The organism is Streptomyces sp. NPDC000229 (genome assembly GCF_040300825.1).
GTDB lineage: Bacteria > Actinomycetota > Actinomycetes > Streptomycetales > Streptomycetaceae > Streptomyces.
The window spans coordinates 53945-75810 of record NZ_JBEPEL010000001.1; the positions used below are offsets into that span (position 1 = coordinate 53945).

The 21866-nt window shown below is 73.2% G+C and carries 19 protein-coding genes; 9 read left to right on the forward strand and 10 right to left on the reverse strand.

What is annotated here, in order from left to right; genetic code table 11:
* Window positions 1–153: 153 nt before the first annotated feature.
* The 5 genes from ABT360_RS00230 to ABT360_RS00250 are packed head-to-tail and all read left to right on the forward strand — an operon-like array spanning window position 154 to window position 4528.
* A complete protein-coding gene (locus tag ABT360_RS00230) occupies window positions 154–1779 on the forward strand; it encodes a sensor histidine kinase (protein WP_351808346.1) in 1626 nt (541 codons plus the stop codon).
* Window positions 1776–2183 carry a roadblock/LC7 domain-containing protein gene (locus ABT360_RS00235; protein WP_073751149.1) on the forward strand — a complete coding sequence of 136 codons (408 nt, stop codon included), beginning with the start codon at window positions 1776–1778 and terminating at the stop codon, window positions 2181–2183. The genes ABT360_RS00230 and ABT360_RS00235 overlap by 4 nt, the downstream gene beginning before the upstream one ends.
* Window positions 2180–2557: a DUF742 domain-containing protein gene (locus ABT360_RS00240; protein WP_351808348.1), complete on the forward strand. Its 378-nt coding sequence runs from the start codon at window positions 2180–2182 to the stop codon at window positions 2555–2557. The genes ABT360_RS00235 and ABT360_RS00240 overlap by 4 nt, the downstream gene beginning before the upstream one ends.
* A complete protein-coding gene (locus tag ABT360_RS00245) occupies window positions 2538–3158 on the forward strand; it encodes a GTP-binding protein (protein ID WP_351808350.1) in 621 nt (206 codons plus the stop codon). The genes ABT360_RS00240 and ABT360_RS00245 overlap by 20 nt, the downstream gene beginning before the upstream one ends.
* A complete protein-coding gene (locus ABT360_RS00250) occupies window positions 3155–4528 on the forward strand; it encodes a cytochrome P450 (protein ID WP_351808352.1) in 1374 nt (457 codons plus the stop codon). The genes ABT360_RS00245 and ABT360_RS00250 overlap by 4 nt, the downstream gene beginning before the upstream one ends.
* A gap of 13 nt (window positions 4529–4541) precedes the next feature.
* Here the strand turns inward: ABT360_RS00250 and ABT360_RS00255 are convergent, their stop codons facing one another.
* The 3 genes from ABT360_RS00255 to alc all read right to left on the reverse strand — a co-directional run bounded on the left by ABT360_RS00255 (window position 4542) and on the right by alc (window position 7983).
* A complete protein-coding gene (locus ABT360_RS00255; protein ID WP_351808354.1) occupies window positions 4542–5651 on the reverse strand; it encodes a terpene synthase family protein in 1110 nt (369 codons plus the stop codon).
* A gap of 2 nt (window positions 5652–5653) precedes the next feature.
* Window positions 5654–6577, reverse strand: coding sequence for an SAM-dependent methyltransferase (locus ABT360_RS00260; protein WP_351808356.1), 924 nt, complete (start codon window positions 6575–6577; stop codon window positions 5654–5656).
* Between the two features lie 263 nt (window positions 6578–6840).
* Window positions 6841–7983: an allantoicase gene (alc, locus tag ABT360_RS00265; RefSeq protein WP_351808358.1), complete on the reverse strand. Its 1143-nt coding sequence runs from the start codon at window positions 7981–7983 to the stop codon at window positions 6841–6843.
* Window positions 7984–8139: 156 nt separating this feature from the next.
* Between alc and ABT360_RS00270 the strand changes: the two genes are divergently transcribed.
* Complete coding sequence (locus ABT360_RS00270; RefSeq protein WP_351808360.1) at window positions 8140–8796, forward strand: TetR/AcrR family transcriptional regulator; 657 nt, start codon at window positions 8140–8142, stop codon at window positions 8794–8796.
* A gap of 15 nt (window positions 8797–8811) precedes the next feature.
* On the opposite strand, the gene ABT360_RS00275 is transcribed toward ABT360_RS00270, so the two are convergent.
* From ABT360_RS00275 to ABT360_RS00295, 5 genes are all read right to left on the reverse strand, one after another.
* On the reverse strand, window positions 8812–9732 hold the full coding sequence (locus tag ABT360_RS00275; RefSeq protein ID WP_351808362.1) for a LysR family transcriptional regulator: 921 nt from the start codon (window positions 9730–9732) through the stop codon (window positions 8812–8814).
* 50 nt (window positions 9733–9782) lie between these two features.
* Window positions 9783–10703: a DMT family transporter gene (locus ABT360_RS00280; protein ID WP_444852155.1), complete on the reverse strand. Its 921-nt coding sequence runs from the start codon at window positions 10701–10703 to the stop codon at window positions 9783–9785.
* Between the two features lie 254 nt (window positions 10704–10957).
* Window positions 10958–11185, reverse strand: a complete 228-nt coding sequence (locus ABT360_RS00285; protein ID WP_351808364.1) for a hypothetical protein — start codon at window positions 11183–11185, stop codon at window positions 10958–10960.
* Between the two features lie 20 nt (window positions 11186–11205).
* Window positions 11206–13329 (reverse strand): 4-alpha-glucanotransferase, encoded by a 2124-nt coding sequence (gene malQ / locus ABT360_RS00290; protein WP_351808366.1) that lies wholly within the window; start codon window positions 13327–13329, stop codon window positions 11206–11208.
* On the reverse strand, window positions 13330–13599 hold the full coding sequence (locus ABT360_RS00295; protein ID WP_351808368.1) for a hypothetical protein: 270 nt from the start codon (window positions 13597–13599) through the stop codon (window positions 13330–13332).
* A 269-nt stretch (window positions 13600–13868) separates the two neighbouring features.
* Between ABT360_RS00295 and ABT360_RS00300 the strand changes: the two genes are divergently transcribed.
* Window positions 13869–16844: a beta-N-acetylglucosaminidase domain-containing protein gene (locus ABT360_RS00300; protein ID WP_351808370.1), complete on the forward strand. Its 2976-nt coding sequence runs from the start codon at window positions 13869–13871 to the stop codon at window positions 16842–16844.
* Window positions 16845–16986: 142 nt separating this feature from the next.
* Here ABT360_RS00300 and ABT360_RS00305 read toward each other — a convergent pair whose 3' ends face one another.
* Window positions 16987–17520: an HNH endonuclease gene (locus ABT360_RS00305; protein ID WP_073751115.1), complete on the reverse strand. Its 534-nt coding sequence runs from the start codon at window positions 17518–17520 to the stop codon at window positions 16987–16989.
* Window positions 17521–17754: 234 nt separating this feature from the next.
* On the opposite strand from ABT360_RS00305, the gene ABT360_RS00310 reads away from it, so the two are divergent.
* Entirely contained in the window at window positions 17755–18819 is a 1065-nt protein-coding gene (locus tag ABT360_RS00310) for a mechanosensitive ion channel family protein (protein ID WP_351808936.1), read from the forward strand.
* Window positions 18820–18822: 3 nt separating this feature from the next.
* Here the strand turns inward: ABT360_RS00310 and ABT360_RS00315 are convergent, their stop codons facing one another.
* The gene (locus ABT360_RS00315; protein WP_351808372.1) at window positions 18823–20310 is read right to left on the reverse strand and encodes a UDP-N-acetylmuramoyl-L-alanyl-D-glutamate--2,6-diaminopimelate ligase; all 1488 of its coding nucleotides are present in this window, start codon (window positions 20308–20310) and stop codon (window positions 18823–18825) included.
* A 382-nt stretch (window positions 20311–20692) separates the two neighbouring features.
* Here ABT360_RS00315 and ABT360_RS00320 point away from each other — a divergent pair, with 382 nt between their 5' ends.
* Window positions 20693–21853 carry an ROK family transcriptional regulator gene (locus tag ABT360_RS00320; RefSeq protein ID WP_444852156.1) on the forward strand — a complete coding sequence of 387 codons (1161 nt, stop codon included), beginning with the start codon at window positions 20693–20695 and terminating at the stop codon, window positions 21851–21853.
* Window positions 21854–21866 lie beyond the last annotated feature (13 nt).

Below are 21866 nucleotides of genomic sequence, written 5' to 3' on the forward strand. Positions count from 1 at the left end.
ACCCGGTGGGGTCCGGGGCGTCTTCTGTTCGCAACTCCCCTGCCACGTCCACATCATGACCCGTTGTCAAGGCTCACGCACGGGACCGATAAGCTTTCGGGCCGTTGCGTCCTTGTCATTTGATCTTTCGTTTTCGATCGTTTGAGGGTTTTGATGGTTCGACTGGGATCGTCGCCCGGAAGTCCAGGGCCCGCCTCTCCCGCCCTGTGGGCGCTGCCCGCCATGGTGATCGCAGCGGGTACCGCCGTCGCCGTGGCCCTGGTCCCCGCACCGGCCCGCACCCCGGTCGCCTGGCTCGGGGCCGCCGCCTTCGTCGCGGTCGCGCTCGCGTGCGGTGCGGCCGCCCGGCGCGGCCGGGAGCTGGCGCACCTGCGGGTCACGGTGGACGAGCAGCGGACCGCCCTCGCACGGCAGGAGGCGGAGACGGTACGGCTCGCCGACACGCTGCTTCCGGACGTGGTGCGGCGGCTGCGCGAGGGCGAGTTCCCCGAGGACGTCCTCGCCTCGCCGGCGGCCCCCGACGCCTACGGGCCGGGGCTGACGCCGGAGTTCCGAGCCGCCCACCAGGCGGTGCTGCGCTCGGTGCTGGACGCCGTGGTCGCCGAAGAGGACCTGCGCGACTCGGCACAGCGCGCCTTTGTGAACATCGCCCGCCGCGTCCAGGCCATCGTGCACCAACAGGCCCAGGAACTGCGGGAGATGGAGGACCGGCACGGCCAGAGCCCGAGCGTCTTCGGTGACCTGCTGCGGCTCGACCACGGCACCGCGCTCATCGGCCGGCTCGCCGACTCCATCGCCGTGCTCGGCGGGGCGCGGCCGGGCCGCCAGTGGAACAGGGCCGTACCGCTCTACAGCGTGCTGCGCGGCGCGATGTCCCGGATCATCGACTACCAGCGCGTCGAGCTGCACTCGGTCTCCGAGGTCGCCGTCGTCGGCCCCGCCGTCGAGCCCCTCATCCACGCGCTGGCCGAGCTCCTGGACAACGCCACCCGCTACTCGCCCCCGCAGACCAAGGTCCATCTGACCGCGGTGGACGTGAACGCGGGCATCGCCATCGAGATCGAGGACGGCGGTGTGAGCATGAGCGAGGAGGCCCGGAACAGGGCCGAGCGCATGCTGCGCCAGGCACAGCAGGGCATCGACCTCAACGACCTGGGCGAGACTCCGCGCCTGGGGCTCGCCGTGGTGGGCCGGCTGTCGCAGGCGTACGGCTTCCAGGTCTCGCTGCGGTCATCGGCGTACGGGGGTGTCCGCGCCGTCCTCGTCGTACCGCAGGACCTGATCACCACCGCCTCGGCCGCGACGGGCATCGCCCACGGCATCGGCACCTCCTCCGGGCCCCGTGGCGCCCTGGCACCGGCCGCACGGGAGGCGGCCGGGCAGCCCTCCGCCACCTCCGGCGCGTCCGCCGCCTCCGGGCCGTCCCGCCCGGCCACCGCCACCACCGCCGCCTCCGGGCCGTCCCGCCCGGCCACCGGCCCGTCCGACCCCGACGCGCCGGTCGTGACCGAGCGGACGCCCAGCGGCCTGCCGCAGCGGCGCCGCAAGACCCGTGTGACGGCACCAACGCAGCCCGTCGCCTCCGACGGTGCCCCGGAGTTCTCGGGCACCACCACGACCACCCGGACCGCCACGACCGAACCGGAGCCCGCGCCCCAGGTGCAGCCCGGTATGTGGCTGGCCGCCTTCCAGAGCGGCCTGTCCGGGGAACGCCAGACCGGCGCAGACCAGAACCGCGACGCCTCGCCGGCCTCGGCGAGCAAGGGGGAACAGCCATGAGTCAGCAGCGGCCCGACATGGACTGGATGCTCAAGGACCTGGCCGAGAGCGTTCCGCAGACCCGTCATGTCATCGTGCTCTCCGCCGACGGCCTGCGCATGGCGCAGTACGGCGCCGAGACCGACACCGCCGACCGGCTGGCCGCCGCCTGCGCCGGCCTGCAGAGCCTCGCGGGCGCGGTCGCCGCCGAACTCCCGCACAGCGAGGGCCGGATGCGGCTGGTCGTGATCGAGATGGACGGCGGTTTCTTCTACCTGATGGCGGCCGGCGCCGGGGCCTACCTCGCCGTCCTGGCCGACGAGGGCGTCGACGCCGGTCTGATGGGTCAGCGGATGCGTGACCTGGTGGCGCGGATCGGAGAGCACCTCAGCAGCCCGCCCCGCCGCGACGGGCAGCCCGCGTGAGCGACCCGGATCACCGGCGCGGTGACGACACCCACTGGGAGGACGCCAGCCCCGAGCGGCTCTACGTGATCACCGGTGGCCGCAGCGGTTCATTAGAGTCCGCCCCTCTCGACCTGGTCACCCTGATCGTGGCCAGGTCGGGGCCCGGGCCCGGTATGCAGCCGGAGCACGCGGCGATCATGCGGATGTGCCAGGCTCCGCTGTCGGTGGCCGAGATCTCCGCGTACCTCTCCCTGCCGGTGAGCGTGGTGACCGTCCTGGTGGGTGACCTGCTCGCCGCCGGCGACGTGCTGGCCCGGGCGCCCGTCGCCCGCGCCCAACTCCCCGACCTGGCACTGATTGAGGCAGTGATCGATGGACTTCAGAAGCTCTGAGCCACCCGCCGGGCCGTCCCGCGCGGACGTCCTGCCCGCGACGACCACCGCCGCGGTCAAGGTGGTGATCGTGGGCGGCTTCGGGGTGGGCAAGACCACCCTGGTCGGGTCGGTGAGCGAGATCCGGCCGCTGACCACCGAGGAGACGATGACCCAGGCCGGGGTCGGCGTCGACGACACGGCGGGCGTGGAACGCAAGAGCTCCACCACCGTGGCCATGGACTTCGGCCGGATCAGCATCAACGAGGAGCTGGTGCTGTACCTGTTCGGCACGCCCGGCCAGGAACGTTTCTGGTTCCTGTGGCGGGGGCTGTTCGAGGGCGCGCTGGGCGCGGTGGTCCTGGTGGACACCCGCCGGCTGGAGGTCAGCTTCGACGTGATCGGCAGGCTGGAGGAGCGCGGTGTTCCGTTCGTGGTCGCCGTCAACTCCTTCCCCGGCGCGCCCGAGTATCCCCTGGAGGAGCTGCGGGGCGCCCTCGATCTGCCCGAGTCCGTGCCGATCGTCGTGTGCGACGCCCGGCGGCGCGACTCCAGCCGTGACGTCCTGATGACGCTGATGCGCTACCTGCACTCCCTCGCCGTGACCCCGGAGGCCTCGTGACCACTCCACCATCCCCCTCCGGCCCACCGCCGGGCTGCCCCGCGCACCGGCTCTACGGCCCTGAGGCCGAGGCCGACCCGATGGGCCTGTACGAGAAGCTGCGCGCCGAACACGGCAGCGTCGCCCCCGTCCTCGTCCAGGGTGACCTGCCGGCCTGGCTGGTGCTGGGCCATCGGGAGAACCTGGACGTGGCGCGCACGCCGTCGCGGTTCTCGCGCGACTCCCGGCTGTGGCACGCCATGCAGGAGGGCAAGGTACCGGCGGACCACCCGCTGGCGCCGATCGCCGCGTGGCAGCCGGTGTGCAACTTCCAGGACGGTCCGGAGCACAGGCGGCTGCGCAGCGCGGTCACCGAGTCGCTGGAGCGCTTCGACCGGCGGGGTGTGCGCCGCTATGTGAAGCGGTTCGCCGACCAGCTCATCGACGGTTTCGCCGAGACCGGCCGCGCGGATCTCGTCGCGGACTTCGCCGAGCCGCTGCCGATGCTGGTGATGACGCAGCTCGTCGGCGCTCCGGATTCGTACGGTCCACGGCTCGTGGAGGCCGCCCGGGACATGATCAAGGGCACCGAGACGGCCGTGGCCAGCAACGCCTACGTCACGGAGGTGCTGCAGCGACTGCTCGTGCGCAAGCGGGAGGCGCCGGGCCGGGACTTCACCTCGTGGCTGCTGGAGCACTCCTCGTCGCTCTCCGACGACGAGATCGTCGAGCATCTGCGCCTGGTCCTGATCGCGGCGTTCTCCACGACCGCCAACCTGATCGCCAACACCCTGCGGCTGGTGCTCACCGACCGCCGCTTCCGCGCGAACCTCTCCGGCGGCCATATGACGCTGCCCGACGCCCTGGAGCAGGTGCTGTGGGACGAGCCGCCGCTCACCACGATCCTGGGGCGGTGGGCCACCGGGGACACCGTGTTGGGCGGCCGCCAGATCAAGGCCGGTGACATGCTGCTGCTGGGGCTCGCCGCCGCCAACGTCGATCCGGCGATCCGGCCGGACCTCACGGTCCCGGTGCACGGCAACCGTTCGCACCTGGCCTTCAGCGGCGGTCCGCACGAGTGCCCGGGCCAGGACATCGGCCGGGCGATCGCGGACACGGGGATCGACGTCCTGCTGTCCCGGCTCCCCGATGTGGAGCTGGCGGTCGCGGAGAGCGAGCTGCGCTGGGAGTCGTCGCTGATGTCGCGGCAGCTCGTAGCCCTTCCCGTGACGTTCACGCCCCGCGGGTCCACGGTCACGACGACCGTGCCGGTGGACGGGGGCAGCAAGGCCCAGCCGCTGCCCGAAGCTGTGAGTCCGCCCACCGCCACCGTGGAAGAGGGGGCGCCGGCCAGGACTTCCTGGTGGAGCCGTCTGTTCGGCCGGCGCTGAAGCACCCGGAGCGTCAGCCGTCGAGTTGCCGCCACCACCAGGCGATCGCGGGGAGCGGTGGCGGTTCGGGGCTCGGGTCGCTCGGGGTGTCCCGCCAGGTGATGTCGTACGAGGCTCCCTCGGTCGGCAACGTGTTCCGGTTGCGGGGGCTGGCGTAGCGCGGCGCCTGGTTCTGCCACGCGATGCAGCCCGCCACGTAGTGGGCGAGTGAGTCGAGATGGCGGCGAAGCGGTTCGTCCGCGTCCCGGGCGAGCCGCTCGCGCAATCGGACGAAGAGCGTCATCGCCCGGTCCCGCAGGGCGACCGCGGGAGCGAGCGCCTCCCGGGGGGTGCAGCCGTGGTGCTGGGCGACGACGTTGAGCAGGTTCTGCTCCCAGGGCTCCTGGTGGTCCTCCTTGTTGTAGGAGAAAAGGTCGTTGTCGCAGGAGACGATGAACCCGGCGGCATCGGTCAGCGCCTGGACGGGCGCCGAGTACAGGACGTCGGCCGGTACGTGAATACCGTTGGCCGCGTCGCACCAGGTGAGCGTGAAGCGGGTCCCGTTGACGGACATCCGCATCGCGGTGAACTCGTTGAGGGACGGCATGACACCGCGCTCGGCGTTGGCCGTCTGCCAGCCCGCGCCGAACAGCCAGTCGCGTGTCCCTTCGGTGAACCGGCGGAGCTGGAAGGGCGTGAGCATCGCCCTCGTCCGGGTGACGAGGTCGTCCAGGGCCTCGGTGAGCGGGCCCGGGGGCAGCAGTGCCGAGCCCGGGGCCTCGATGGCGCGGACCAGGCGGGCGCTGTGGTCGGCGATGCCGGCGGTCCGGGTGGCGGTGGACCCGGAGTCCTGCCAGTCGTCGACGGCGTTGGCCCAGTAGTTCCACTCGATGAAGAGCAGGACCGGCTCGGTATCGCCGTACGGGATGATCCGGCTGGTGAAGTCGGCGCTGTGGGTGGCCAGGCCCCAGGCGCGCTCGGTGGCGTCCGGGTACAGGCCGTACGCGTCGATCCAGGCGATCGCCCGCTCTTCGAGCTCGGCGGCCTTGGGGTGGATGAGGCCCTTGTCGAACGGGCAGTAGAACGGCGGCAGGCGCCAGCCGATCCGGGAGGGGGGCGCGTCCTTCGCGTACACGGGTGGCATCGTCAGCTGCCCCCGCCCAGGCGGAAGAGCAGCAGCCGGGTCTCCATGGCGTGGTCCCGCCAGATGCGGAACAGTTTGCCGTGGGTGATCGTGGACTCCTGGAGCCGCTCGCGGGACCAGGCCACCGTCCCGGCGGACGGCATCGCGGCCCGTTCGACACGGTCGAGTTCGGCCGTGTTCCAGGCCATGGACTGGACCCAGAACTCGGCGACGCGGTCGGTGACGTCCTCATCCTGTTCGAGCTCGAAGCCGGCCTTCTCTGCGGCGAGGATGTACTCGGAGTAGGTGCCGAGCCGGGTCTTGTAGTAGCCGTCGATGAAGTCGGTCCACTCGGGCCGGCGGATGAAGTGTTCCTGGATCCCGAACCAGCCGCCCGGCTTCAGGGCCTTGGCCACCACCTGGAACAGCCGCTCGCGGTCCATGTAGCCGGAGCTCTCATTGGCATACGCGGCGTCGTACGCGCGCTTGATGGTGAAGTCGTGGATGTCGCCGAGGACCGGGGTGACACGGCCGGCGACGCCGGCCTGGCGGGCGAACTCTTTGATGAGCGGGACGTGTTCGCCGGTGACGGTGATGCCGGTGACCTCGGTGCCGTGCTCCTGCGCCCAGTAGAGCGAGCCGCCGCCGACGCCGCAGCCGATGTCGAGGAGCTTGCCGGGCGGGGTGGCGTACGCGCCCCAGCTGCGGGCCGCGTGGGCGACGATCGCCTCCTGGGACTCGACTATGCGGCGCTTGAGGACGCGCTGGGAGACGGTGGTGTTGGGGGTGGCGCCCGGGGCGAACAGCCCTACGTGGAAGTGGACGCGGGGGCCCGGCCCGTACTTGTGCAGGATGTCCGCGGTCTTACGGCTGTAGTAAAGCGGAACTTGTGTCTCGTCGAAGGCCCGGCCATCAGTGGTCGGCTGAATGGCGAGGTTGCTGTCCATCGGTTCTCCGGTCCTGCGGTATGTGGGGATGTTCGTCGGCCGCCCCACCCTGCCCAAATACGACTGAAAAAAGACCTCAGTCACTCAGGGTTTGAGCATAGTCACGCACGAAAGCGCTACATTCTGGGCGAGTTGCCAAAGAGAACCGGAACAAAAGCGGAACGAGGGGCGCCCTCCCCTGTGGGGCGCCCCTCGTGGTGAGACGTGGTGAAACCCGCCCGGCGTGGACGATCGGTGCGCGGCCGCCCGCCGGGCGGGGGCCGTCAGCCGTTCAGCTCGGCCCAGCGGGCACGCAGGGCGGCGGCACCCTCGTCGGTGAGCGAGCCGTGCAGGCGCATCCGGGCGATGCCGCCGTCGGGGAAGGCGTCGAGCCGGACGTGGGTGGCCACGGCCCGCTCGGGCAGCGTGAACCGGTGCAGGGTGTCGGGCTGGAGCCTGGTGCGCGGGACGATCTCGAACCACTCACCGGCCTCGCCGTCGCGGCCCTGGAGGGCGATCCAGCCGGCGGAGTTGCCCTTGAGGTACGCGGTGTCGATCTCGACGGCCCGGACGGCGCCCTGCGCGGCGAGCCGGAAACGCACCCAGTCGTTGGTGCCACGCACCCGGCGGCGGCGGTTCTCCCAGCCGTCGTCCATCTTGCGGGACGTACCGGGCAGGATGATCTGCGTGGGCGAGGAGTAGAACCTGTCCGACGCGTCCTCGCAGGCACCGCCGTTGAGTACGGAGACGAGGTCGACCGTGCCGAGCAGCTCCAGCCACTCGGGGTCGGGCACGACCTCGCCGTGGACGCGGAGGCGGGCGATGCCGCCGTCGGGGTGCTGGCACAGGCGCAGGTGGGTGAAGCGGCGCTCGGCGCGGATCTCGAAGCCGTTGGCGGCATGGCCGCGTACGGGGGTGGGCGGGACGAGCTCCTCCCACTTCACGTCGCCGGCGAGCAACTGCACGGGGCCGGGCGAGCCCGGGACGGACGCGGCCTGGACGGACACGCGCTGAGGGTAGTTGCCGCGGAAGTGGGCGGTGTCGACCACGATGCCGCGGATGACGCCGGGGGCGCCGAGCCGGACGATCGCCCAGTCGTGGTCCTCGGGCGCCGGGAAGGGCTTCTCGGCGTCGGTGCCGCGTCGGCGGCGGGTCTCCCAGCCGTCCATGATCTTGCCCTTGTGCCCGAAGTGCTCGGGGTCGAACACGGCTCGCTCGCGGACCAGGAGGTTCTCGCGCTCGGCGAAGAACTCGTCGCTGGCCGCGACGACTCCGGCGCCGAGGCGGCGGTCGGCCAGGTCGACCAGCTCGGTGAACGGGAAGTCTCCGGTGCGGTGGTCGGCGTACGGGTCACCGCCGCCGTAGGGCGCGGCGTCGTTGGCGTGCGGGTCCTGGTCGTGGCCGGCGAGGCCGGCGTCGAAGGTCATGCACCGACCCTCCTCCGCCGGAACCGGTCAGGTCCAGCGGAAGTTTCTTCACTCGCGGTTAAGTGCAACTGAAAGGTCTGACGGTCGGGCGATCCGCTCGCCAGGGGCCCCGAGATGAATCGGATAGCTATCCGCTACCGGGGTTATGCTGGAACCATGGACCAGCCGCAGCCGCCGCGCGGCCATCTCCCGCTCGCGGGCGGCCCCGCCGGTGACGGTGCGGAACGCGCGGAGCGCGCAGGACGCGCCGAGCGCGCGGACGCCGCCGACAACCGCCGCAGGATCCTGGAGGCGGCCACCCGGATCATCGCCGAGAAGGGGCCGGACGCGCTGACGATGAACGCGGTCGCCCACGAGACCGGTATCGGCGTGGGCACGGTCTACCGCCGCTTCGGGGACGTCGCCCAGTTGCTGTTCGCGCTCCTCGAGGAGCGGGAGAAGCAGTTCCAGGAGGCGTTCATGACCGGCCCGCCGCCCCTGGGCCCGGACACCCCGCCCCTCCAGCGGCTGCGCGCCTTCCTGCACGCGCTGGCCGACCGCGTCGCCGACCAGCTGGACATGATGGTCGCCGCCGAGACGGCAGCGCCGAGCGCCCGCTACAGCAGCGGGGCGTACGCGACCATGCACACGCACGTCACCGTGCTCGTCACCCGCATCCGGCCGGAGGCCGACGCCTCCCTGCTGGCCCACATGCTGCTCGCCCCGTTCACGCCCAGCCTGATGCACCACCTGACCCGGGACGGCACGCGGACGGTGGACGAGCTCAAGGCCGCCGCCGACCAGCTCCTCCTGGGCCTCGCCCGCCCACGCTGACCGGTCCGGGGCGGCCTACCGCCGCGCCGCCACCTCCCGCAGCGCCGCCACCTCCCGCAGCGCCGCCAGCAGCCGGGACACGGCAGGGGCGGACTCCGCACCACGGCGCACCGCCGCCACGACGTGGCGGCGCGGCTGGTCCGCCTCCAGCACCCGCATCACCACCCCCGAGGCGCGTTCGGCGGCCGCCATGCGCGGCACCAGGGCGATGCCCATCCCCGCCTCCACCATCGCCAGGATCGCCGTCCAGCCGGCGGCCGAGTGCGCCTGTTCCGGGACGAAGCCGGACGCCTCGCACGCCGCCCTGGTGATCTCCGACCAGGGACCGCTCCCCCCGAAGATCCACCGCTCCCCCGACAGGTCGGCCAGCCGCAGCCCGGGCGCGCCCGCCAGCGCGTGCCCTGCCGGAAGGGCGACGTCCAGCGGGTCCGCCAGCAGCGGCACGCGGCTGAACTTGGGGTCCCGGGCGGTCGGCGCGTGCGCCGCGAGCGAGAGCGCCAGGTCCACCTGCCCGGCCGACAGCAGCTCGTACGCCTCGGCGGCCTCGGCCTCGCGCACCCGCACCTCCAGGCCCGGGTGCGCGGCGCGCAGCCGCAGCACGGCCGGCACGACCAGCGCGGGCACGGCGGTGGAGAACGCCCCCACCCGCACCTCCCCGGCCTCTCCCTGGAGGTACCCGGCCAACTCCGCGTCCGCCCGCTCCAGTTGCGCGAAGACCGCCTCGGCGTGCCGCAGCACCAGGTGCGCCGCGTCCGTGAGCCGCACCCTGCGCCCATGCGCCTCCAGCAGCCGCACCCCGAGCTGCTTGGAGAGGTTGGTCAGCTGCTGCGACACGGCCGACGGGGTCATCAGCAGCGCCTCCGCCGTCGCGGTCACCGTCCCCCGGTCCCGGAGCGTGCGGAGGATCTGGAGCTTCTTGATGTCCCACTCGGTCATGTCCCGCAACCTACTTCGCCGCCTCCCGCCGGACACGCCCGTCGCCGGGTTCACCTGCCCCTGGCGGTACCGAGGACCACACCGCCGAGAATCAGCGCCATGCACAGGAAGTGCAGCGGCCCCATCGCCTCGCCGATCAGCGCCCAGGACAGCAGCGCCACGCACACCGGCTGGAGGTAGTACACGACTCCCGCCCGGGCCGCGCCGATCAGCGCGATCGCCTTGTTCCAGGCGAAGAAGGCGACGGCGGAGGAGAAGACGCCGACGTACAGGAGCGGGCCGACCGTGCCGGCCGTGGGCTCGAACCCGCCCTGCGCGGCGAGACTGATCCCGTACGCCGGCAGCAGCATCAGCGCGCCGAGCACGAACGTGGAGAGGAGGAAGGCCGGCCCGCCGAGTCCGGCCGGCCGCCGCTTGAGGAGCGCGCTGTACGAGGCGAAGCAGACCGCCGCGGCCACGATCCACAGGTCACCGGCGGCCATGTCGGGCACCAGGGAGCCCTTGCCCACCAGGAGCAGCACTCCGGTGCAGGCGATGAGCATGCCGGTCACCCGGCGCGGGCCGAGCCGGGCGCCGCCGAGCCGCTCGTACACCGCCATCAGGACCGGGGAGGCGGCCATGACCATGCCCATGGTGCCGGCGGAGGTGGTGAGGCCGGCCTGGTTGACGAGGGTGTTGTAGACGGTGACGCCGAGCAGGGAGGCGAGGGTGATGAACCTCAGGTGACGCCGGATCAGTTTCCGCTGCCGCCAGGTCTCGCGGGCCGCGAAGGGAGCCACGGCGAGGATCGCGACGATCCAGCGCCAGAAGGCGGCCTGGACGGGTGGGACGGAGTCGTGGAGGGCCCGGGAGGCCACGAAGCTGCCCGACCAGACGACCGTCGCGAGGAGCGCGAGGAGGAGGCCGGGACCCGAGGCCCGGACGGCCACCCCTCCCACGGCCTTGTGCTCATCGATACGGGCGCGGTCCAGAACTGCCACGGTTACCCCTCGCCTCTCACCCCACGGAGGGGGATCTCGGTTGCGGGATCTACCGTCGCACCGCCACATTGCTTAGGTCCATCGAAACTTTCTCACTGGTATTTTCAGGACAACTGAACGATTGGCGGGGCGACCACGACCTGACCAGCGTCGCGCCGCCGAACGCGAGCGGTGTGCGAGCGCGCGAAGGCGCTGTCCGGCGGGGGGCATCCCCGGGACAGCGCCTTCGGAAGGAGAAGAGGTCCTCAGACCTTCTTGGACTTGTCGAGCACCATGACCAGGCCCGCGATCACCGCGAAGAGCACGATCGGGGCGGCGACGTACAGGCCGAGGGTCTCGGCCAGGCTCAGGCCGGGACCCGGGTCGTCACCGTCGTCGCGGGTGAGCGCGAGCGCGGGGGACGACATGAGCAGCATCATCAGCGTCGTACCGGCCGCGACGGCGCCGGCGCGCAGGGCGTTCTTCTTGTCCACGGTGCAAACGTAGCGAACGCCTAAAGGCCCCGCGCGTCCGGGGGTGCCGTAGAGGGGCGCAGCACGTCCATCAGGGCGTGCAGGCGGGGCGACACGGCCAGGTCCTCCAGGGTGACGGGGCGGCCCTCGGCGTCGGCGATCGGCAGCCGCCAGTTCGGGTACTGGTCCCAGGTCCCGGGCAGGTTCTGCGGCCGGCGGTCGCCCACCGCGTCCGGGAGCCAGACCCCGGTCATCCGGGCGGGGGTGCGGCGCAGGAAACGGTAGACGGCGCGGATCTCGGCCTCCTCGTCGCGCGGCCCCTCCTCCAGGAGGCCGAGCGCGCGCAGGTACGCCAGCCATTCGGCGACCTCCTCGGTGTCCTCGGCGCGCTCCTCCTCCAGCGGGCGGGCGAGCAGCCCGAGCCGGTGGCGCAGCTCGACGTGGTCGCCGGTGAGGCGGGCGGCGGTGGACGGCAGGTCGTGGGTGGTGGCGGTGGCCACGCAGTCCGCCCGCCAGGTCCCGGGCGCCAGGGGCCGCCGCGTGCCCTCCCAGTCCCGCTCGAACCAGAGCACGGACGTGCCGAGCACCCCGCGCCGCTGGAGGGACTCCCTGACGCCGGGTTCGACCGTGCCGAGGTCCTCGCCGATCACGACGGCGCCCGCGCGGTGGGCCTCCAGGACGAGGACGGCGAGCATGGCGTCGGCGTCGTACCGGACGTACGTCCCCTCCGTGGGCAGCCGGCCCTCGGGCACCCACCAGAGCCGGAACAGGCCCATGACGTGGTCGATGCGCAGGGCGCCCGCGTGCCGCAGCAGGCCGCGCAGCAGGTCCCGGTAGGGGGCGTAGCCAGAGGCGGCCAGCGCGTCGGGGCGCCAGGGCGGCAGGCCCCAGTCCTGGCCGCGCGCGTTGAACGCGTCCGGCGGGGCGCCGACCGACATCCCGGCGGCGAACGCGTCCCCCTGCGCCCACGCGTCGGCGCCGTCCGGGTGGACGCCGACCGCGAGGTCGTGGACGATCCCGACCGGCATGCCCGCGTCCCGGGCGGCCCGCGCGGCGGCACCGAGCTGCTCGTCGGTGAGCCAGGCGAGCCGGCAGTGGAAGTCGACCCGGTCGGCCAGCTCGTCCCGCTCCCGGGCGGTGGCGGCCGAGCGCGGGTCGCGCAGCCCCTCGGGCCACTGCCGCCGATCGGCGCCGTACCGCTCGACCAGGGCGCACCAGGTGGCGTGGTCCAGCAGGGCCTGGCCCTGCGCGGCCCGGAACTCCCGCAGGGCGGCCTGCCGCCCGGGGCCGAGCGGCACGCGCATCAGCAGCTCCAGAGCCTGCCGCTTGAGCACCCACACGGCGTCGCGGTCGATCAGCTCGCCCTTGCGCAGCACCCCTTCGCGCAGCTCCGCCGCGCGGCCGGTGAGCGCGTCCAGCTCGGCGCGCTCCTCGCCGCCGAGGTGTCCGCGGACGTACGCGTACTCGGGGATGTCCTCGATCCGGAGGTGGACCGGGTCGGGGAAGCGCCGCGAGGAGGGGCGGTACGGGGACGGGTCGGTCGGCGTCCCGGGCACGGCCGCGTGCAGGGGGTTGACCTGTACGAACCCGGCTCCGAGGGCGCGGCCCGCCCAGTCGGCCAGCTCGCGGAGGTCGCCGAGGTCGCCCATGCCCCAGGAGCGCGTGGAGAGCAGCGAGTACAGCTGGACGAGGACCCCGTACCCGCGCCCGGGCGGCTGCGGCACGCGCGCGGGGGCGACGACGAGCGCGCTGCGCGCGGTGCGCCCGTCGCGCGCCCGGGCGTCGAGCCGGTGCACGCCCAGCGGCAGCCGGGCCCAGCGGGGCGTGCCGGAGATCTCGTCGCCGTGCTCGGTGGTGATCCGTACCTCGGTGCCGGGCGGGAGCGCCGCGAGCGGGCGCGGCAGCTCGGGCGGCCGCCCGTGGGGCGGTGCGTCCCCCTGCGGGCCGTCCTGCCACAGGACCAGCGTCGGCGGGAGGAGCCGGGCGTCCCTGGCCGCCTCGGTGGCGGCCAGGGACGTGCGCAGCGCCTCGGGCGTGGTGGCGTCGACGTCCAGGGCGGCGAGGACCTCCACCACCGTGGCGTCGGGGACCGGGACGGTGACGCCCGCGGACGGGGAGTACGCGGTGGCGACACCGTGCAGCGCGGCGAGCCGGGCAAGGGTCATTCAGGCTCCTGGTGACTCCGGTCCGCCGGCCGCGCGGTGCGCGGTCGGCTCGCTGGTCAGGGGGGTGAAGTCGGTGAGGGCGGGTTCGCTGGTCAGGGGCGTGGCGCCGGCGAGCGGCGGCTCGCTGGTCAGCGGGGTGCCGACGGCCGGCAGCCCGGTGAGGGGGCAGTACCCCGGGCCGTGGCCGGCGCTCGGCGCGTCGGCGACGGGTGCGGGGCCCGGGACCTGTTTGGAGAGGGCGGAGAGCAGGAGCTGGGCGGAAGCGGCCACGGTGGCCTCCCTGTGAAGGTGACGGTGGGACACAGCAGCCCTACCCAGTGGGCGGCCACACATCCGTGGAACGTGGCGTCGGTCACATGGCGTTCCCATGACGGGAGTTGGACCGCACCCCGCGTCCCGGTAGGCAAATACGACACAACGGCCACGCACATTGACACCTTCGGCGAGTCGGTGGTGGGCTCGAAACCGACCGGTTCGGTCATCGGTCCGGCCACCGGCAAAGCTACTCGCAGAACAACGAAAGACGAGGGGAGACGCGCGTGCAGTTCGGGCGCTTCGGCCGCGGAAAGCGGACCGCCACGGCCGTCGCGGTCGCCGTGATCGGCGGCCTCCTGAGCGGCGCTCCCGGTGCGCAGGCCGCACCCGGCGGCCCCGGCTCCCCCACCGCCACCGTGCCGGAGCGGGAGGGTGCCGCCCTGCCCCCGGTGTGGCCGCGACCGCAGTCCCTCCGGGCGGCCGGCACCGCGATACCGCTCGGCGACGAGGTGACGATCCTCACGGGCGAGGATGCCGACCCGTACGCCGTGGCCGCGCTGGAGGGCGTCCTGCGCGACGCGGGCGTCCTCACCGTGTACGCCGGGCGGGACGGGCGCGGGCCGGTTGTGCTGTTGGGGGGCACCGGCGCGCAGAACGCGCTGCGCGCCCTCCGCGCGCCCGAGCGGGGCGACCTGCCCGCGGGCGGCTACCGCATCGCCACCGGCCGGTACGAGGGCCGTGACACGGTCGCCGTCGACGGCGTCGGCAAGGACGGCCTCTTCCACGCCGTCCAGACCCTGCGCCAGCTCATAGCCGCCGACCGCTCGGTGCCGGGCGTCCTGGTGCGTGACTGGCCCGGAACGGCCGTGCGCGGCCTGACGGAAGGTTTCTACGGCCGCCCCTGGAGTCACGAACAGCGACTCGCCCAGCTCGACTTCATGGGCCGCACCAAGCAGAACCGGTACCTCTACGCCCCCGGTGACGACCCGTACCGCCAGGCCCAGTGGCGCGAGCCCTACCCGGCGGCCCAGCGGACCGAGTTCCGGGAGCTGGCCGAGCGGGCCCGGCGCAACCATGTGACCCTCGCGTGGGCCGTGGCACCCGCCCAGTCGATGTGCCTGGCCTCCCAGGACGACCTGACGGCGCTCAAGCGCAAGGTCGACGCGATGTACGCGCTCGGGGTCCGCGCCTTCCAGGTGCAGTTCCAGGACGCCTCCTACGACGAGTGGCACTGCTCCAGGGACGCGGACACCTTCGGCTCCGGTCCCGCCTCGGCGGCCCGGGCGCACGCGCGCGTGGCGACGGAGCTGGCACGGCACCTGGCCGGGCGGTACCCGGACGCCGAGCCGCTGACGCTGATGCCGACGGAGTTCTACCAGGACGGCGCCACCGAGTACCGCACGGCGCTCGCCGCGGAGCTGGACGACCGGGTGCAGGTGGCGTGGACGGGGGTCGGTGTCGTGCCCCGGACGATCACCGGCCGTGAACTGGCGGGCGCGCGGGACGCGTTCGGGCATCCGCTGGTCACCATGGACAACTATCCGGTCAACGACTACGCGCAGGACCGCATCTTCCTGGGCCCCTACATGGGCCGTGAACCGGCCGTCGCGGCCGGGTCCGCCGCGCTGCTGGCCAACGCGATGGAGCAGGCCGCCGCGTCCCGCATCCCCGTCTTCACCGCCGCCGACTACGCCTGGAACCCCAAGGGCTACCGCCCCGGGGAGTCCTGGCACGCCGCGATCGGCGACCTGGCCGGCGGCGACCCGAAGGCCCGTGAGGCGCTGCACGCCCTCGCCGGCAACGACGCCTCGTCGATCCTCAGCCGCACCGAGTCGGGATACCTCCGTCCGCTGCTGGCCGGATTCTGGCGCACCCGCGCCAGCACGACGGCCGGCGCGGCGGCCCGGGACCGGGCGGCGCGCGAGCTGCGGGCGGCGTTCACCGTGATGCGTCAGGCCCCCGAGCGGCTGACCGGCACGGCGGACGGTGTGCTGGACGACGAGGTGCGGCCGTGGCTGGAGCAGCTGGCGCGGTACGGCCGCGCGGGCGAGGCGGCCGTCGACATGCTCCAGGCGCAGGCGCGCGGTGACGGGGCGGGCGCCTGGCGGGCGTCGCTGGAGCTGGAGCCGCTGCGCCGGGAGCTCGCGGCGAGCCCCGTCACGGTGGGCGAGGGAGTACTGGACCCGTTCCTGTCGCAGGCCGTGAAGGAGGGTGCGCGGTGGACGGGCGCGTCGCGCGACGCGGGCACCGTGGAGCGTGAGAACGGCGCGTACACCGTGCGCCTGGACCGGGCCCGGCCCCTGGACACGGTCACCGCGATGACGGTGCCGGGGGCGCTGCCCGCGAACGGCTCAGCGAACGGCTCCGTCGAGGCGCACGTCCCCGGGCAGGGCTGGCGGCCGCTGGGCGCCCTGTCGGCGAGTGGCTGGACCCAGGCGGCCGCGCGCGGGCTCACCGCCGACGCCGTCCGGATCACCTGGGCCGGGCGCTCCCCCGGCGTCCGGGCCCTGGTCCCCTGGTTCGCGGACGAACCGCAGGCCCGCCTGGAGCTGCCGCACACCGAGACCGACGCGGTGATCGGCGGCGCCCCGCTCCGGGTGAACGCGGTGCTGGCCGCCCAGCGGCCGGGCGAGGTGCACGGCGCCCTGACGGCGAAGGCCCCGAAGGGGCTGAAGGTCACCGTCCCGAAGCAGACGGTCGTCCCCCGCGGCACGGCCGCCACGGTCCCGGTCGACATCACCGTCCCGGCGGACACCCCGGCGGGTGAGTACCGGGTGCCGCTGTCCTTCGCCGGCCAGGAGCGCACGCTGACCGTCCGGGCCTACCCGGCGACGGGCGGCCCGGACCTGGCCCGTACGGCGAGGGCCTCCTCGTCGGGCGACGAGACCGCCGACTTCCCCGCCTCGGCCGCGATCGACGGCGACCCGGAGACCCGCTGGTCGTCCCCGGCCGAGGACGGCGCCTGGTGGCAGCTGGAGCTGGCGCGGCCGGCCCGGCTCGGCCAGGTCGTCCTGCACTGGCAGGACGCGTACGCGGCGAAGTACCGCGTCCAGGTGTCGGCGGACGGCCGCGTCTGGCGGACGGCGGCGACCGTGCGGGACGGGAAGGGGGGCCGCGAGGCGGTCCGGATGGACGCCCCGGGCACCCGCTTCGTCCGTGTCCAGGGTGACGCGCGGGCGACCGAGTACGGCTACTCGCTGTTCGCGGTCGAGGCCTATGCGGTGGCGGCGCCAGCGCCCGGCGGTGCCTCCGGCGAGTGAGGCGAAGTGGGGGTCCCCCCGCCGAAAGGCAGGGGGAGCGGCGGGTGTCGAAAGGGAGAACGCGCGGAGGCTGTGAGGAACGAGCAGCCGAGCACGATCGACCGTCGACACACGCTTCAGCGCCCCGGAGCCGAACCGAGCCCTAGGAAACCCTGTCGATCCGGGCCATCGCGTCGTCCGCGCCGTACGGCTGCAGGTACGGCAGCCAGCGGGGATCCCTGTGTCCGGTCCCGATGATGCGCCAGGCCAGGCCGGTCGGCGGGGCGGGCTGCTGGTGGAGGCGCCAGCCCAGCTCCCGCAGGTGCCGGTCGGCCTTCACGTGGTTGCAGCGGCGGCAGGCCGCCACGACGTTCTCCCAGGCGTGCTGTCCGCCGCGGCTGCGCGGCACGACGTGGTCGACGCTGGTTGCGACGCCACCGCAGTACATGCAACGCCCGCCGTCGCGGGCGAAGAGGGCTTTGCGGGTCAGAGGAACGGGCCCCCTGTAGGGGACCCGTACGAACCGCTTCAGACGGACCACACTGGGTGCGGCGATCGCACGGGTGGCACTGTGCATGAAGGCGCCGGATTCCTCGAGGCAGATGGCCTTGTTCTCCAGAACGAGGACGAGCGCGCGGCGGAGCGGTACGACGCCGAGGGGCTCGTACGACGCGTTGAGGACCAGGACATGCGGCACGGATGCCTCCTATTACGCCGGCGGCGCGTGGCTCGCGCCGGGACGATCTGCTCTCAGTCTCTCCTCATGCCAGGTCGAAGCGCCACCACGTACCGGTAACGGGCCCGAAGTGTTTTCGACCACACCCCGATCATCCCCAGGTGAGACGCAGCTCTCCCTCGAACATGGCAACGAAGCACCCCCGATGCCCCGTTAATGTAATTGGTCCGCTTGTCCATCCTGGAGGTTCCCGCCGTGCTCTGGTCCGCCGTTCCGGCTGCCGACCCCACACCCGCGCCGGTGTCGCTCGACGAAGCCGCCAAGCAGGCCGGTGAAGCCGCCGGCTGGGTGGAACAGAACTGGTCCACCTGGCTGAGCACCGGTCTGCGCATCCTGCTGATCCTGCTCGTGGCCGTGGTGCTGCGGCATCTCGTCCGCCGGGCGCTGACCAAGCTGATAGAGCGCATGAACCGCAGCGCCCAGGCCGTCGAGGGCTCCGCCCTGGGCGGCCTCCTGGTGAACGCCGAGCGGCGCCGGCAGCGCTCCGAGGCCATCGGCTCGGTGCTGCGCTCGGTCGCCTCGTTCCTGATCATGGGCACCGCCAGCCTGATGATCCTCGGTGCCTTCAACGTGAACCTGGCCCCGCTGCTGGCTTCGGCGGGTGTCGCGGGCGTCGCCATCGGTTTCGGCGCCCGGAACCTGGTCACGGACTTCCTCTCCGGCGTTTTCATGATCCTGGAGGACCAGTACGGGGTCGGTGACTCGGTCGACGCGGGCGTCGCCTCCGGCGAGGTCATCGAGGTCGGCCTGCGGGTGACGAAGCTGCGCGGCGACAACGGTGAGATCTGGTACGTCCGCAATGGCGAGATCAAGCGGATCGGCAACCTCAGCCAGGGCTGGTCCACGGCCACGGTCGACGTGACGGTCCGGCCGACCGAGGACCTGGAGCACATCCGCACGGTGATCACGGAGGTCGGCGAGGCCCTGGCCAAGGAGGAGCCCTGGAACGAGCGCCTGTGGGGCCCGGTCGAGGTCCTGGGCCTCAACGAGGTGCTGCTGGACTCCATGACGATCCGGCTCTCCGCCAAGACCATGCCGGGCAAGTCGCTGGGCGTGGAGCGCGAGCTGCGCTGGCGCATCAAGCGGGCCTTCGACGAGGTGGGCATCCGCATCGTGGGCGGCCTCCCGGCGGCGCCGCAGGACGACGCCCCCGCGGACCCGACCGCCGCCATGGCGCCCCCGTCCGCCTTCGCCTCCACCACCTCGCCCCAGTCGGTCGCGGCCACCCCGCTGACGCCTCCGCCGAACCTGACGAAGTAGCCCCTACGCGCCGGCGATCTCCCGCACGGTCGCCATGTCGCTGAAGGGCAGCAGCCGGTCACCGACGATCTGGTGCGGCTCGCTGCCCTTGCCGGCGACCAGGACGACGTCGTCCGGGCCGGCGGCGGACAGGGCGAGGGCGATGGCGCCGCGGCGGTCGGCGCACCGTTCGAACGGCGTGCCGGTCGCCGCCAGGCCCGGCACGATCTGGTCCAGGATCGCCCCGGGGTCCTCGCCCCGGGGGTTGTCCGAGGTGAGGACGCACAGGTCGGAGTGGGTCCCGGCGATCCTGCCCATGTCGGCCCGCTTGGTGGTGTCGCGGTCCCCGCCGCACCCGAAGACGGTGATGACCCGGCCGCGGGCGAAGCCGCGGATGGTGGTCAGCACCTTCTCCAGGGAGTCCGGTGAGTGGGCGTAGTCGACGATCACCGACGTACCGCCGGGCGTCCGGAAGCGTTCGAACCGGCCCGGCACGGGCGGCATCCGGTCGAGCGCGCCGACCAGGCCGCGCAGGTCGTGCCCCAGGGCGTGGCAGGCCGCCACGGTCGCCAGCGCGTTGGACACGGAGAACCGCCCCGGCACCGGGATCTTCGCCGGGTACGCGCGCCCGCCGTGGTGCAGCGTGAATCGCGTGCCGGTGGCGTCCACCACGAGGTCGGTGGCCCGGTAGTCGGCAGCGGTGTCGATGGCGTACGTGGTCACCTCGCCCGGCATCATCGTCATGATCGCGGCGCTGACGGGGTCGTCGGCGTTGACCACCGCGTACCGGCACAGGCCCTGGAACAGGCGCAGCTTGGCGTCCCGGTAGTTCGCCATCGTGCCGTGATCGTCGAGGTGGTCCTGGGTCAGGTTGGTGAAGACGCCCACGTCGATGAAGGTCCGGTCCACCCGGTGCGTCAGCAGGCCCATGGACGTGGCCTCCAGGACCACGCTGCCGACCCCGCGGTCGCGCATGCAGCCCAGCAGGTACTGCAGGTCCGGCGACTCCGGTGTGGACAGGACGGACCGCGGCATCGGGATGAGCTGGTCGCCGATCCGGCTGCCCGCCGTTCCGATGACCCCGACCTTGGCGCCCTCCGAGATGCGCAGCACCGACTCGACCATGTACGACACGGACGTCTTGCCGTTGGTGCCGGTGACCGCCACCATGTCCATCTCGCGCCCCGGCTCGCCGAAGTAGCGGGCCGCGACGGCCGCGCCCGCCGCCCTGGCGTTGGGCACCCGCACCGCGCACACATCGGCGGGCGACGCCCACACCGACTCGGGCAGCTCCGGCGCCGTACCGTCCACGACGACCGCGGCCGCTCCGCGGGCGAGGGCCGGTGCGACGGAGCCGGGACCTCCCTCGCGGTGCCCGGGGACGGCGATGAACAGCGATCCCGGCGTCACCCGGTCGGTGTCGAAGGTCGGTCCCCCGGTGATCCACGTCTTCTCCGGATCACCCCGCAGCACATGGTGCTCCTGCCCGGCCAGCAGTTCGCTCAGCTTCACGGTGATCCCTTCGACGGTGGCTCGGCCCCGTCGTGCGGCTGTCGCCAGGCGGCAGCGCCGGCGGTGCGCCGGAAGCTGCGGTGATGAGGTGAAGCGGCAGACATGTTCCGGCTGGAGCCGGAGGGAACGCTCGGTCTGCGGTGGAAGCCGCGGCGGGAAGGCTGCGGTGGGAAGGCTGCGTGGGAAGCCTGCGCTCGGAGTGTACGTCGGCCCGGCACCGCGGAATTCCGGACGGATCGGCGGACGTCTCTTGACGGGCCCCGGCGTGCGCCCTACTTTCCCCACACAATAGGAAAGTTTCCTAACAGCCTGAGGGCAGGTGCATCCCCTCGTGACCGGAACCTCCGGAACCACACCCGGCACGCCACGCGTGCTGCGGGCCATGAACGACCGGGCGGCGCTCGACCTGCTGCTGGAGCACGGGCCCCTGTCCCGGACCCGGATCGGGAAGCTGACCGGGCTGTCCAAGCCGACCGCCTCGCAGCTCCTGGCCCGGCTGGAGTCGGCCGGGCTGGTCGTGGCGACCGGCGTGACGGAGGGCCGTCCCGGGCCGAACGCGCAGCTGTACGCCGTCAACGCCCGCGCCGCGTACGCCGCCGGGCTCGATGTGAAACCTCGGCGCATCCGCGCGGCCGTCGCCGACGTCACCGGAACGGTGGTCGGGGAGTTCGAGCTGGCGACCCCCAGGAAGGCGGCGGGAGACGTCGTACGGCAGGTCACCGAGGCGCTGGACGGGGCCGTGAAGGCGGCCGGGATCACCAGGGGCGAACTGCACCGGCTGGTGATCGGCACGCCCGGCGCGTTCGACCCGTCGACCGGGCGGCTGCGGTACGCGTCCCACCTGCCGGGCTGGCACTCCCCCACGCTGCTGGACGAGCTGGCGGGCGTCCTGCCGATGCCGGTCGAGTACGAGAACGACGTCAACCTGGTGGCGGTGGCCGAGCAGCGGCTCGGGGCGGCGCGCGGGCACGAGGACTTCGTCCTGCTGTGGAACGAGGAGGGCCTGGGCGCCGCGCTCGTGCTCGGCGGGCGGCTGCACCGCGGGTTCACCGGCGGCGCCGGCGAGGTCGGCTTCCTGCCCGTGCCGGGCGCGCCGCTGGTGCGGCAGGTCACCAAGGCGAACAGCGGCGGCTTCCAGGAGCTGGCCGGCGCGCAGGTGCTGCCCCGGCTGGCCCGCGAGTACGGCATCGAGGACATCCCGCGCGGGGAGCACGCCGAGGTCGGCGCCGAACTCGTCCGCCGGGCGGCGGCCTCCGACGCGGAGCCGTACCGCAGGCTCCTCGACGCCTTCGCGACCGGTCTCGCCACGGGTCTCGCCTCCCTGGTCGCCGTCCTCGACCCGGAGCTGGTGGTGCTGTCCGGCGAGGTGATCGTCGCCGGTGGTGAGCCGCTGCGCGAGCGGGTCCGGGCCGAGCTCGGCGAGCTGGCCGCGTCCCGGCCGCGGCTCGTCGCCGGCGGCGTACAGCGACACCCCGTGCTGCGCGGCGCGCTGGAGAGCGCGCTGGCCGCCACGCGTGACGAAGTCTTCGACACCTCCCGCTGACCACACCCCAGGA